At 54.5% G+C, this 12,181-nt stretch carries 9 protein-coding genes, 1 tRNA gene and 2 pseudogenes; 5 read left to right on the top strand and 7 right to left on the bottom strand.

Going from position 1 to position 12,181, the window contains the following annotated elements:
* Positions 1–83: 83 nt before the first annotated feature.
* Positions 84–1,346 (top strand): aspartate kinase, encoded by a 1,263-nt coding sequence (locus ACHEXK_RS07745; RefSeq protein ID WP_416544925.1) that lies wholly within the window; start codon positions 84–86, stop codon positions 1,344–1,346.
* A 17-nt stretch (positions 1,347–1,363) separates the two neighbouring features.
* Positions 1,364–1,456, top strand: a tRNA-Ser gene (locus ACHEXK_RS07740).
* A gap of 230 nt (positions 1,457–1,686) precedes the next feature.
* On the opposite strand, the gene ACHEXK_RS07735 is transcribed toward ACHEXK_RS07740, so the two are convergent.
* The 3 genes from ACHEXK_RS07735 to ACHEXK_RS07725 form a co-directional block, all read right to left on the bottom strand.
* Positions 1,687–2,280, bottom strand: a complete 594-nt coding sequence (locus tag ACHEXK_RS07735; protein WP_416544923.1) for a hypothetical protein — start codon at positions 2,278–2,280, stop codon at positions 1,687–1,689.
* Between the two features lie 51 nt (positions 2,281–2,331).
* The gene (locus tag ACHEXK_RS07730; RefSeq protein WP_416544921.1) at positions 2,332–2,973 is read right to left on the bottom strand and encodes an SOS response-associated peptidase; all 642 of its coding nucleotides are present in this window, start codon (positions 2,971–2,973) and stop codon (positions 2,332–2,334) included.
* A gap of 317 nt (positions 2,974–3,290) precedes the next feature.
* Positions 3,291–3,737 carry a helix-turn-helix domain-containing protein gene (locus tag ACHEXK_RS07725; protein WP_416544919.1) on the bottom strand — a complete coding sequence of 149 codons (447 nt, stop codon included), beginning with the start codon at positions 3,735–3,737 and terminating at the stop codon, positions 3,291–3,293.
* 169 nt (positions 3,738–3,906) lie between these two features.
* Between ACHEXK_RS07725 and ACHEXK_RS07720 the strand changes: the two genes are divergently transcribed.
* From ACHEXK_RS07720 to ACHEXK_RS07710, 3 genes are all read left to right on the top strand, one after another.
* The gene (locus ACHEXK_RS07720) at positions 3,907–4,299 is read left to right on the top strand and encodes a hypothetical protein (RefSeq protein WP_416544917.1); all 393 of its coding nucleotides are present in this window, start codon (positions 3,907–3,909) and stop codon (positions 4,297–4,299) included.
* A 583-nt stretch (positions 4,300–4,882) separates the two neighbouring features.
* Positions 4,883–5,581, top strand: a complete 699-nt coding sequence (locus ACHEXK_RS07715; RefSeq protein WP_416544915.1) for a response regulator — start codon at positions 4,883–4,885, stop codon at positions 5,579–5,581.
* 2 nt (positions 5,582–5,583) lie between these two features.
* Positions 5,584–7,413, top strand: coding sequence for a sensor histidine kinase (locus ACHEXK_RS07710; protein WP_416544913.1), 1,830 nt, complete (start codon positions 5,584–5,586; stop codon positions 7,411–7,413).
* Positions 7,414–7,467: 54 nt separating this feature from the next.
* Here the strand turns inward: ACHEXK_RS07710 and ACHEXK_RS07705 are convergent, their stop codons facing one another.
* From ACHEXK_RS07705 to ACHEXK_RS07690, 4 genes and pseudogenes are all read right to left on the bottom strand, one after another.
* Positions 7,468–8,640, bottom strand: coding sequence for an HlyD family efflux transporter periplasmic adaptor subunit (locus ACHEXK_RS07705; RefSeq protein ID WP_416544911.1), 1,173 nt, complete (start codon positions 8,638–8,640; stop codon positions 7,468–7,470).
* Positions 8,641–8,650: 10 nt separating this feature from the next.
* Positions 8,651–9,343 (bottom strand): annotated as a pseudogene (locus ACHEXK_RS07700) (ATP-binding cassette domain-containing protein); the annotation flags it as partial.
* Between the two features lie 219 nt (positions 9,344–9,562).
* Positions 9,563–10,504, bottom strand: a pseudogene (locus tag ACHEXK_RS07695) (ABC transporter transmembrane domain-containing protein); the annotation flags it as partial.
* Between the two features lie 369 nt (positions 10,505–10,873).
* The gene (locus ACHEXK_RS07690; RefSeq protein ID WP_416544909.1) at positions 10,874–12,154 is read right to left on the bottom strand and encodes a TolC family protein; all 1,281 of its coding nucleotides are present in this window, start codon (positions 12,152–12,154) and stop codon (positions 10,874–10,876) included.
* Positions 12,155–12,181 lie beyond the last annotated feature (27 nt).

Below are 12,181 nucleotides of genomic sequence, written 5' to 3'. Positions count from 1 at the left end.
GGTACAATCAAGGGTTTTGCCGGGGTTGACCACAGGCTCGCTTGTCGACGAAGCCCGGTTTTATCTTCACTTCAACACTACACATGGCTTTGATCGTTCACAAATACGGCGGCACCTCGATGGGATCGACCGAGCGCATCCGCAACGTTGCCAAGCGCGTGGCCAAATGGGCGCGTGCCGGCCATCAGATTGTCGTGGTTCCCAGTGCCATGAGCGGAGAAACCAACCGCCTGCTGGGACTGGCCAAAGAGCTGGCACCTGCCAAACCCGGCGAAGATTACAGCCGCGAGCTGGACATGCTGGCTTCCACAGGCGAGCAAGCATCTTCGGCCTTGCTGGCCATTGCCCTGCAATCCGAAGGCCAGCCTTCGGTCAGCTACGCAGGCTGGCAAGTGCCCATCAAGACCAACAGCGCTTTCACCAAAGCCCGCATCGAATCGATCGACGACGTGCGCGTGCGTGCAGAGCTGAGCGCGGGCAAAGTCGTCATCATCACCGGGTTTCAAGGGGTGGACGAACAGGGCAACATCACCACCTTGGGCCGTGGCGGCTCTGACACCTCGGCGGTGGCGGTGGCGGCAGCCCTGAAAGCTGACGAGTGCCTGATCTACACCGATGTGGACGGCGTCTACACCACCGACCCACGCGTGGTGCCCGAAGCCCGTCGTCTGCACACCGTGAGTTTCGAAGAAATGCTGGAGATGGCGTCGCTCGGCTCCAAAGTCCTGCAAATCCGCTCGGTCGAATTTGCAGGGAAATACAAAGTACCCATGCGCGTGCTCTCGAGCTTCACGCCCTGGGACATCGACATCAACGAAGAAGCCGCATCCGGCACCCTGATCACTTTTGAGGAAGACGAACAAATGGAACAAGCCGTCGTTTCCGGCATCGCATTCAACCGCGACGAAGCCAAAATCTCTGTGTTGGGCGTACCCGACAAGCCCGGAATTGCTTACCAAATCCTGGGCGCTGTGGCCGATGCCAACATCGAAGTCGATGTGATCATCCAGAACCTGAGCAAAGACGGCAAGACCGACTTCAGCTTCACCGTGCACCGCAACGACTACGCCAAGACCATCGATTTGCTCAAAGAAAAGGTACTGCCTGCATTGGGTGCTGCCGAAGTGGCGGGTGACGCCAAAATCTGCAAGGTGTCCATCGTTGGCATCGGCATGCGCAGCCATGTGGGGGTGGCCAGCAAGATGTTCCGCAGCTTGAGCGAAGAGGGCATCAACATCCAGATGATCTCAACGTCTGAAATCAAGACCTCGGTCGTGATCGATGAAAAATACATGGAATTGGCCGTGCGGGCTCTGCACAAAGCCTTCGATCTGGACCAAGCCTGAGCTATAATTTACCCACTGGAAACGTGACCGAGTGGCCGAAGGTGCTCCCCTGCTAAGGGAGTATGGGGTGTAGAGCCTCATCGAGGGTTCGAATCCCTCCGTTTCCGCCAGTACTGAACCCTAAGTAGTTGATCTACTTAGGGTTTTTTCTTTTGTGCTCCAGCCATGTCACCATTTGTGTCACCACTTGGTTGATCGAGGCGTTGCAATTGCTGTGATGTTTGCGTTGCTTGAGCCCCTCAGCTGGAAGCTTTGGGGGCTTTTTTGTGCCGTCAGTAGTCTGCTGCTTCAGCCTCGTTCAAGCGTTTTTTTTGTTTCATCCCGGGCCTGACCCAGATACTCAAACTGCCCTGTCAGCAAGGTGTCGAGGGCGCACCACACTCTGGCACTCCTCTTGATCGTGTCGCCGGTCCCGCCTGCTTTCATCTTTCTGGGGGGGGCGCATTGCAGGGCCTAGCTTGTACACAAAACTTGCATCCCGTGTTTCGCACCAGAGTGGATTTTTCTCGGCCACATTGCTCCAAATTTCATGGGACTCGATGCGGTGCACAGTGTGCACAGCACCCCTGTAGCGGAATGCAATGTAGTTGGGCGGTTGCTGCGGCCAATGGTTGCCAACCGGGTGAAAGTAATGACCATCTTTCTCGACGACGTCGATCCAGGTGTGTGTACCGCCGTCGCGCATGGCCTGCGAGCCAAGTGAAACGACGTAAACCATGTTGTTGCGCAGTGTGTCCATCGCCGTGTAGGTCTCCAAATGCTTGATCAGTTCTTTGAGCCAAAGCCGCTCATCGAGCGAGCTGGTTTGTGGGCGTGTTTTCTTTGCCAATCTACGAATCAGACCCCAAGAGATATGCATCAGGGGAATGCCATCAATGTGCTGCGGCAAGCTGAGCTGGGCGATCTCTTTAGAGGCCGCCGAGACACTGACCATTGCTCTGGACAGTGCGTTTTGGTGATCAAACTCATGCGCTGATTGTCCTCTCTAGAGCGCTTGCAGTTCGTCCGCTGCCCACGCCCGCAAAAAAACCCCACTCTCACCCGGACCGGCCTGCAGCCAATCGTCGTACAGATCTGGCGGCAGGATCACCACCGATCGTTTCTCATCCTGCGGCTTATGGAAGTTGCGCATGAACGGGTGTTCATCGGCGTTGATCGTCAACATCGTGAAGCTGTGCACCGTCTCGCCTGCGGGTGAGCGCCATCGCGCCCACAACCCAGCCAGCCCCATGGGCTCGCCGTTGGCCAGTGTGATGCGGGTGGGCACGGCTTTGCCGCTGCGCCAGTCGGGTTCAAAGATGGCTTGCGCCGGGATGATGCAGTGTTGGGCACGCTGCCAGGCATCGCGGAAGCTGGGCTTTTCGGCCACGGTTTCGCTGCGGGCGTTGTAGGTGTGGCGAGCGATCTTGTCGTCTTTGGACCAATGTGGGATCAGGCCAAAGCTGCCGAGCAGCGCTTCACGCGGGGGCACCGCGTCATCGCCCACGTCTGCGTTTTCATGACGGCGAATGAAGGTGCTTTGGTAGCCGGGCCAAACATCGCGCTTGGCCAGCTCGCTGGGCAGATTGATGGCGAAATGCTTTTTGAGCAGGGCTTTGTCGCGGGGGGATTCGTAGTGGGCGCACATGCTTTGAATTTAGCGCAACTCTGGATGCATGCACGCCTGACGTCTTGCATGTTGGTCATGGTTGGATGAACAGGTGCCCAGGCTCAGTGCATGCGCCATTGCCCCCACCTGGCCATGGCCTGGCGCATGAAGAACCAAACGCCAGAGCTGCCCCATCAACCCATGGTTCCACCCTTGTTTCACATTGGCCACCGAGATGGGTGGGTCATGGTCTTGGGCTGGTCAACATGCTGGCGTGGCCTTCTCGCGAAGCTGGGCGTGAACTTGACTTGGGCAGGCGTCTCACCATTTGGCCCAGTCCCCGTGGCCAGAAAAACTCACAAATCGTCCAAGAACAGGTGCAAGCCCATCCATTCACTGTCGCTGAATTTCCAAATTCTCAAAATGACCTCGGCCATCTGGTCGTCTTCACAGTACAGATAAGCAAGCGGCACATCCAAAGCGTTAGCAATCAGCCGAGCTGTTTTGATGGCGGGCTCGTGTACGCCATTTTCATAGCGGCTGATGCGAGCGCTCGCAGTCATTTCATCAAGGCCCACCAAAACGCCTAATTTGTCTTGGGCCAAAGCCATCTTCAGTCTGGCAGCCTTGAGCCTGCGTCCAAAGACAGGGGGATGAATGTCGGTGTTTTCAAAAGTAGCGCGCACGTTCCGAATATCGAAGATTTGTACGAGCTTGTCTCTACGATTTGCGTAAATACGTGGGTTGGAATGAGCGCGAGCCCATTTTTTAAATTTATCCTTGCTCTTTTTTCCTAAATACAATTAACTATAATTCTATTAAATAAGATATAAAAGTTAATATTAAATAAAATTAATAATTTAAATACTAATTTAATGTGTATTTGAATCGTTGTCTGAAGGAAAAATTTTCCTGCAATTTTGCAAATTTTTGCTGTTTTAAAAAGGAAAAAATAGTTAAATAAAGCTACTTATGACCCTCGAATTGGCAGACAGCAAGCAAAGGAAAATTCTTGAAAGTCTCATTGATTTGAATCAATGGGAATGGTCCAACGTGCCCGTTCTCAATTCAGTCATTGGGCGACACGTCTATTTCTGCATCGCGACAGAACTTCTGATTTACCCGCAGCATGAGAGCGCCCGATCACTCAAGCGAATATTCAACCACCCGGAGTACACGGACCGAGCGATCAGACTGAAATTGCGAGAAATGGAAAAAGCAGGGTTGATTCGAACGTTTCACAGCGAAGCCGACAAAAGAGTGAGATTCCTGGCCCCAACAGCTGAGTTCATGCAGATTGTGGCCCAACACACCAAGCACCTTCAGCGCTTGTTGGGCAAAGAATTCATGATTTTGGAAAAGTAGCTTGCGGGCGATTGGTGCGTGTTCAAACGCATGGGTTCAAACCATTGCTGCGTGCCCATCCCCCCCCTTTGCTGTGATGCCGTGTCTGTCCATCTTCATGGGGCACCTGCGCGTCGGCCAAGAAGTGGCGCGGCGGTTTCACACCGTTTCAAGTGGCCTGATGTTGTGGTGATCGGTTTGCACTTGCACCACAAGGGTTGAAGATTTCATCACTGACAAGCGGACTGTAAGCACCGGCAAGCCTCTTCAACCGTGCCTGTCTCCAGGGCTGTTTCAATCCACGCCATGGGGGTGAGCGCTGCTGCAAACCGGGTTCAGGGTGTCATCCCACACACTTGGACGTCGGGGCCGCAGGTGTTGGCTCTGCATACTTTGGCACTGATGTCGAGTCAGCAAGGTGTCTGGAACCCAGTTCATCAACGACCTGTTGATCGCCACGCAATCGGTAGGGCATGGTTTTGGCGACCAGGCCCTTGTCTGAGGGGGGCGACCGTTTTGCCATCCTGACGCAGGGCTTCTCAAAGGTGCCTAGCAAAAATTAGCTATTTATTACTGTTTTTTAAGTATTAAAATTAATACATTAATGAAAACTACAGTATTAATCATTGAAGATGACCTGGAATTCGGTCGAGCGCTGCGGACACTGATCGAGACGGCTCCGTTGCTGGCGGTTGCAGGCATTGTGACCACTCTTGCCGATGCACAGCATCATGTGCACAACACCGAAAACGATATTTACCTGGTGGACATCACCTTGTCCGATGGCAGCGGCATCGACATCATGCGAACCATACGCGCACACTACCCCAAGTCAAAAATTTTGGCCCTCTCAACCTTGGGGGACGAAAGGCATATTTTCAGCAGCATTGCAGCTGGCGCATCGGGTTATTTGCTCAAGTCAGAAATGCCCGCCAACATCATCCAAAGCATCATCAGTTTGATCAATGATGGCGGTTACCTGAGCGGCCATGCCAGCAAGGTGTTGATTGACAAATTGATTTGCATGGACGCTCACGCTGCCACCGCGTCCCAATCAGATGCCGTGCGTGGTACCGTCAAAATGAACGTTGCACCCATCAAAAATCGATCAACGGTGTTGACGCCCAAAGAGTTCGAAATCTTGACGATGGTCGAACAGGGCTCTCCCGCCAAAGTCATCGCCGATGCGTTGGCCATCTCCATATTCACAGTGAACCAGCATTTGCGCAGCATTTACCGCAAGCTGAATGTGCGCAACAAAATGGAAGCGGTGCAGGCGGCTCGTCGACAAGGGCTGCTGTGACCATGCACGGCTTGTGGCTCAGATGCATCCAGTTGTTGGGTGCATTTTGGGGCGTCACTTTGGCTTGGGGCCCTGACGACTCTGTTGCGGCGCACGCGCACCTCATGCCCATCACGCACATCGGGTATGTGGTCAAAGACGACAATTCTGGCGTTCACGTGACCCAGCAGACCTTGCCTTTTTTCTTTCGCCAAGAACGTTCGGGGTTGACACAAGTGACCTGGACATTTCTCTTGCCAGCCCGCCTCGCTGAGAAGCCTTTGCCGGCCATTCTTTTGCCACAACCGGTGCAGGGCGCGGTGGTGACCATTGGGCCGGATGTGATTTATGAATTGGATGGCTCAAATAACGAGGTGTTGCACAACTGGTATCAACCGGTGCTCATTTCGGTCCCCCGCTCGATGCTCCAACATGGGCAAGACACGGAGGTCCGCGTGACCCAATACGGTCACTTGCGTGGGTGGTTTATCTCGCCGATGTTCGCCGGCGATTTGCAAGACTTGCGTCCTCTTTTTGACCGCTTCAGGTTCATCGGCCAGACCTTGCACACCACCTTCAATGTGTTGTCGGGATTGGTCGGTTTTTTCTTTGTTGTGATGGGGTTACGGGTTCGATCTGACTTGTATGTCTACGGCGGCATGACCAGCCTGAGTTGCAGCGGACTGATGACTCTGGCCCTGATCAATGAATTGCCCACCGACACCTACTTCATGTGGCGCATGGCTTTGTATGCCATCACGGGCATGCTGATTGACTTTGTGAGTCAATTCACCTTCACGGTATTCAAGTACCGCCTGCCAAGGCGCGTGCGCCTCGGCGTGCTGATGTATTTGCACAGTGGCTGGGTGATTTATGCATGGACAGGACCCCAGTCGGAGCCCATCTTGGACGTGGTCTGGACCGGCTTGGCGGTGTGCATCTATGTGGTGTCGGTCGGTTGGTTGGTCGTCAAGGTGCTGCAACAACGACAATTTGTTCGTGTATTTTTGATGGCCTTGCATGGGCTGCTGACTGCGCTGCTGGCGGTGCACGATTACATCCTGCACACGGGCTTGTCGCTGCTTCCCGTGTCCGAGACAGCGAAACCTTTGTGGGTGTACGGGGTGTTGCAACCGGTCGGCATGGCACACCTTGCGTTGCCATTTCTGGTGGTCATGGCCATGTGGTTGTTGATCCAGGACCACACGCAAAAGGTGAACAATGAGATGCTTCACGCAAGTGCTCTGGATGCGCAACGCGAACGCATGGTCAATGACATCCATGATGGCGTTGGCGCACGTTTGAATTTGTTGTTATGGAGTCTGCGCACCGCCGTACCCAGTCACGACAAAGTCGAGCTGGAATTGCAACGCTGCTTGGACGAGTTGCGCTTTGCCATCAATCCCAGCCACACGGGCCACGAGACACTGCATCAAGCTTTGTCAGATTTGTGCAGCCGGTTGAAGATCCAAGCCCAAGCCCATGGCATTTGTCTCCACTACCAACGCACAGGCGCATTGTTGCCTGTGTCATCCGAAATGGGTTTGCATTTGTACAAAGCCACACACGAGTGCTTGAGCAATGCTCTGCGGCACAGTCAGGCGACGCAGATTGAGGTACGCCTTCACCAACACATGGACGAGTGGGTGATTGAGGTACGAGACAATGGCACAGGCATCCCCGACTGGGATGAAGTCAGTCAAAGCTCACATTCCTTGCGCCAGACATCTTTAGGCCTGAAAAGCCTGTACCAACGCATTGAAAGCAAAGGCGGTCAAGTTCACATCGCATCCAGTTCAAAGGGCACATGCATCAAGATGTCTGTCCCGAGCGGGCGGACGTGGACATCTTGACCCGTCGTTGGCGGTCCAAGGGCGCAGCGTCATGCACCTTGATTCAGCAGCAGCTCAGCGTTCCGTCAGTGCCGACGTGAAGGTTTTCACGATGGGCTTGAGCAAATAATTGAGTACCGTCATTTTTCCAGTTTGTATTTCAATTTGTGTGGTCATCCCTGGTGTGATGTCAATCTGTTTGCCCAACTGTGTTTTGAGGTGGTTCTTCTCGATGCGCACATGGACACGGTAAAAGATGTTTTCGCCTGCGCGCGTGTCTTCGGTCAGAGCGTCGGGGCTGATGTACATCACCGTGCCGTCCAGAATGCCGTAGATCGATGCGTCGTAAGCATCCAATTTGATCGATACGGCGTGTCCTACATCGATGAAAGCCAGGTCTTGCGGTTTGAGCTTGGTTTCAATGATCAATTCGCTGTTGGTTGGGAGCAAGTCCATCACCACATCACCTGGACGCACGCGGCCACCCAAGGTCGTCACCCGCACATTGCGCACCAAACCTTCGTTGGGGGCAAAAATTTGCATGCGCCCTAAATGGGTCAGGCGCTCAATCAGCATTTGCTCTTGCGTGGCCAGCTCTTCTTCGGCCCTGGTCATCTCGGCCTGCGCATCTTGAAAAAACTTGTTGCGCCGGTTGGTGATGCTGCCTTGGAGTTCTGACACAGAACGACGCAACCGCAGCACTTCAGTTTGCGAAATATCACCCTCCGCCAGCAGAGGCAAGCTCAGGTGCAGTTCTTGTTGTACGTTGGCCAACATGTTCTTGAGGGTGTCCAACTCTTCGTCCAAGGCCTGTTTTCGGCGTTGATACAGTTCTGTTTGGTTCTTGATGAAGCTGCCATAGGTTCGCTCATCCACCCCAGTAAAAATAAGGGGCCTTTGAAAGACTTCTGCTTGTAAGCGTGCCAAAGTCGCGCGCAGAGCCGCCACTTTGGCACGGCTGTCTTCGGTGGCCGCGTTCAGTTGTGATGCGTCCAGTTGCATGAGCAACTGGCCTTTTTCGACCGCATCGCCCTCACGCACCGAAATGTTTTGAACCACCCCATCGTTGGCCGATTGGATGATTTGTGTGCGCGACAGCGCAATGATTTGACCGTTGCTGCGCACCAGTTGAGGGATTTCAGCCCAGGTGGCCCAGCTCACCGCCGCAGCCGACATCAGCGTGAACAAGAGGACCAATTGCTGAAGACCATCCTGCGGAATAAGCGCCTTTAATAATCGAATCAACATGGTTGTGCCGTCAAGATGGAGTGGATTGAGAAGCGCTTTGCGCTTCTTGCGCCCCCGTTGGGGCTGTTGATTTTCTGGCGTTTCGCAAGTGCTCCAGCACCACGTCCTTGGGCCCATCCAGAACAATGCGTCCGTTGGACAGCACCACCAGTCGATGCACCAAACTCAGCACCGAAGCTTTGTGAGTCACCAGCACCAAGGTCTGGTTGGGCGCCACCGATCCGGCCAACACATTCAAGGTCCGCCGTTCGGTGTCGTCGTCCATGCTGGACGTGGGTTCATCCAGCAGCCAAACGGCAGGACGTGTGAGCAGCAGCCGGGTCAGACCAATCAACTGGCGTTGACCACCGCTGACACCGCCGCCGCCTTCAGCAATCGGCATGTCCAAGCCCTTGGGGTGTGTGGCCACAAAGGCGGAAAGCCCCGTGGCCTGACAGGCCTGGTGGAGGGTTTCTGCGGTGATGCCGATGAGGCCCGCAACCAAATTGTCCTTTAAGGTCCCGGCAAAGAGTTGAACATTTTGAGACACCACGCCAATGTGCTGACTGATGTGCGCGCGGGAAATTTGCTGCAAATCCAAGTGATCAAACAGGACGCGGCCTTCTGTCGGCTTGTACAAGCCCGCTAGCAGTTTCAAGAAGGTGCTTTTGCCGCTGCCAATGCCACCGATGACGCCAATTTTTTCGCCGGGATTCACGGCCCATTTGGGTACTTGCAGATGTTGCAGTTGACCTGGGTAGGCAAATGTCACGTTGTCCATCTCAAAATGGCCTGCTGCCGTCGTCAAAGGCAGGGGGCTTTGCGCATCGTGATGGTCCAGTTGCAATTTGAAAATGGCATCAATACCCGTCAATGCAGATTTTGAATTGGCCCACTGTGTCAACAGGCTGGGCAGCATGGTGACGGGTTGCAGCACGCGTCCACTCAAAATGGAACAGGCAATCAAGCCCCCCGATGTCAGATCGTTGGTGGTCGAGGCCACATAAGCGCCAGTGGCCACCAGCAACACATAGCTCAGTTGTTGCAGCGTGGCGGCGTAGTAAGAGGAGGCTTCATTGATGTGTCGAACCTTGCTGTCCTCGCTCACGTTTTGCTGGGTCAGGGCGTTCCATCGGTTCAAGAAATGCCAACGCAGACCTTGCGCCTTGATGGTCTCGGCACCGTCCACGGCTTCAACCAGCAAGCCCAGTTTGCGATTGGAGGAGGCCTGCGACTCGCGCGTGTGCTGTTCGGTTTTGCGTTTGAAGGTCAACCCCAACATCAAGGTCAATAAAAAAAATGCCAAAGGGATAGCGGCCACCACCGGCCCACCAATGATGAAAATCAGCACCAAGAAAACCAAGGCAAAGGGCGTGTCGATCAGCAAATACGTGGTGGCCGAATAAGCAAAGCCGCGAATCAACTCGTAGCTGCGCAGCTGTGACGCCAAGGTGCCGACGCTGGCAGGAAACTGGTCCATGCGCACGCTCATGAGCCGTTCAAAAATTCGGTGTGACAACTCCACGTCAGCGCTTTGTATCACCCGGTCCATCATCAGTGAGCGCAAAAACTTCAGCACCAGTTCAAAAACAATGGTCGCTGAAACGCCGACCGTCAGAACAATCAAGGTCTCAACCCCGCGCGAAGGAATCACGCGGTCATACACCTGCATGCTGTAAAGCGAAGTCAACAAAGCCAGCAGGTTGATCACCAGCGAGGCCACAGCAAAGTACAAAAACGGCTTTTTGTATTGCGTCAATACACGTGCAAAAACAGCCAGCGCGCCCGATTCCAACTTTTCTCGCCAACCCAGAGCCACAGAACAAAAAGACAAATCTTGGGGCGGACTGTCCCACTCGACCCGGCCTTTGGCGGTCTCGGCCATCCACAAGCCCGACTGGGGCGAGCGGCCGTGGACCAAGCACAAGCCGGTGTTCAAGCCGCATCCGACCATGGGCAGTGCGTGCAGTTTGGGTTTCTTCGACCAGTCGACCCGCGACAAACCTGCTCGCTTCAAGTACGCTGAGAGCAGACTTTGAAGTTTTTTTGCAGCGGACGACTCGCCTGCGCACACCCTCAGTTGTTCGCCAAACAGTTGTGTTTCCGCCGGTGTCAATGCTTGCAAGCGACCGTCGAGCATACTCAGGCGGCGATTGACCCAGTGGGCCAGTGCGGGCCAGTCAGGGTTGTCAGGTGAGTCGGTCATGGCGTGTTTTTTCCGTGCAAGCGGAATTTTGGATACGGATGCTGGACATCAAAATGAGGGAAAACTGAACATCGGCAGCGTGTTGGCCAGCAAATGCAAACGCCAGTCGGCAGCCAAGTAAGTGGCTTCGGCTTCGCTTTTTTGGGCTTGGAGTTGGTGCAGCTCGCGTTGCAGATTCAGCAAGTCTTGCCAGCTTCGGCGACCGCTTGTAAACAAGCGCAGACCCGAATCGGCCAAATCTTTTTGCAGCTTCAGCTGGCGTTGTGTGCTGTTGATTTGTTCGCTGGCTTGAGCCCGTTCGTGCCATAAGCGCTGCACTTGACTCGTCAGTGTGAGGCGGGTCGCGTCTGCTTGCAATTCTGCGGCTGTGGCGCGTGCCATGGCTTGTTGTTGAAAGGGAATGGCGGCCAATCCTGCCCCCATCGTGAACTGGGAGTTCAAATACACCCGGCTAGCCGGTGCTTGGGTGCCTTGGTAGGCGCCGTATTGTTTTTCGAGTTTCAGTGTGACACTGGGCAAGACGTTCGCTTTTGCGCGCTTGAGTTCGGCTTGTGCCAATGCGGTCTGCCACTGCGACAGGTTCATGCTGGGGTGAGTGGCCAGCACGCGCTCGGTCAGATCAAGGATTTGTGCATAGGGTGCCCGAGGCCAAGAGCCAATAGGCTGAAAACTTGGCTGCATGTCCCGACCGCCAAAAGTCACCATATCGGCCAGCACTTGGTCTCTTTGTTTGAGCGCCTGCCGGTACTCGTCCTGCAGGCGTTGCCAGTGCAAATCCGCCAGCGCCAGATCTTGTTTGGCGGACACGCCAGCGTTTGCACGACGCATGAGCATTTGACGCAAACGGTCCATCTGCATCAACGCATTTTGGTGGTTGTCAATCCGCGCAGAATGCAGCCACCAAGCACGGTACAGGTCGATGAATTGAAGCACCAACTCGCGGCCCGCGATCTCGATTTCAGTTTCGGCAATGCGGTGTTTCAGATCCGCAATTTCCAAATCCGCAGTCAGTTGACCACCTGTGAATAAAGGGTAGGACAGTCGCGCCGTTGTGGCTTGTGTGCGGCCTTGCGTGTCTGCGGGGCCCACATCATTGCTGACCGAGGGTGTGGGCCAAAATTGGCGTTCAGCCACAGTCACGGCGGCGCGCATGGCATTGCGGTCAGAACGCTTGGCTTTGAGTGTGGGGTGATTTTCCCAGACGCTCAGTAGCAACTGAGGCAATTCGTCCAAGCCTTGTGCTTGAGCAGCCGTGCTGATGTGGGAGGGGCCGAAGAGGGCAAAGAAAACAAGTAAAGCGAGTCGCAACAATTTGCGCGTTTTGAGCATGCCGACGATGTTAAGCGGCCACTTTTT

It is taken from the genome of Limnohabitans sp. DCL3 (genome assembly GCF_048019295.1).
Taxonomy (GTDB): Bacteria; Pseudomonadota; Gammaproteobacteria; order Burkholderiales; family Burkholderiaceae_C; genus Limnohabitans_A.
The sequence above is the reverse complement of the archived record's forward strand: the minus strand, read 5'-3'. Positions and strand labels throughout refer to the sequence as shown.

Bases quoted from the DNA above. Each gene is read 5' to 3' on its own strand.
- ACHEXK_RS07705 (WP_416544911.1), bottom strand. From the start codon at position 8,640: ATGTTGATTCGATTATTAAAGGCGCTTATTCCGCAGGATGGTCTTCAG.
- ACHEXK_RS07745 (WP_416544925.1), top strand. From the start codon at position 84: ATGGCTTTGATCGTTCACAAATACGGCGGCACCTCGATGGGATCGACC.
- ACHEXK_RS07735 (WP_416544923.1), bottom strand. From the start codon at position 2,280: ATGGTCAGTGTCTCGGCGGCCTCTAAAGAGATCGCCCAGCTCAGCTTG.
- ACHEXK_RS07690 (WP_416544909.1), bottom strand. From the start codon at position 12,154: ATGCTCAAAACGCGCAAATTGTTGCGACTCGCTTTACTTGTTTTCTTT.
- ACHEXK_RS07710 (WP_416544913.1), top strand. From the start codon at position 5,584: ATGCACGGCTTGTGGCTCAGATGCATCCAGTTGTTGGGTGCATTTTGG.
- ACHEXK_RS07720 (WP_416544917.1), top strand. From the start codon at position 3,907: ATGACCCTCGAATTGGCAGACAGCAAGCAAAGGAAAATTCTTGAAAGT.
- ACHEXK_RS07730 (WP_416544921.1), bottom strand. From the start codon at position 2,973: ATGTGCGCCCACTACGAATCCCCCCGCGACAAAGCCCTGCTCAAAAAG.
- ACHEXK_RS07715 (WP_416544915.1), top strand. From the start codon at position 4,883: ATGAAAACTACAGTATTAATCATTGAAGATGACCTGGAATTCGGTCGA.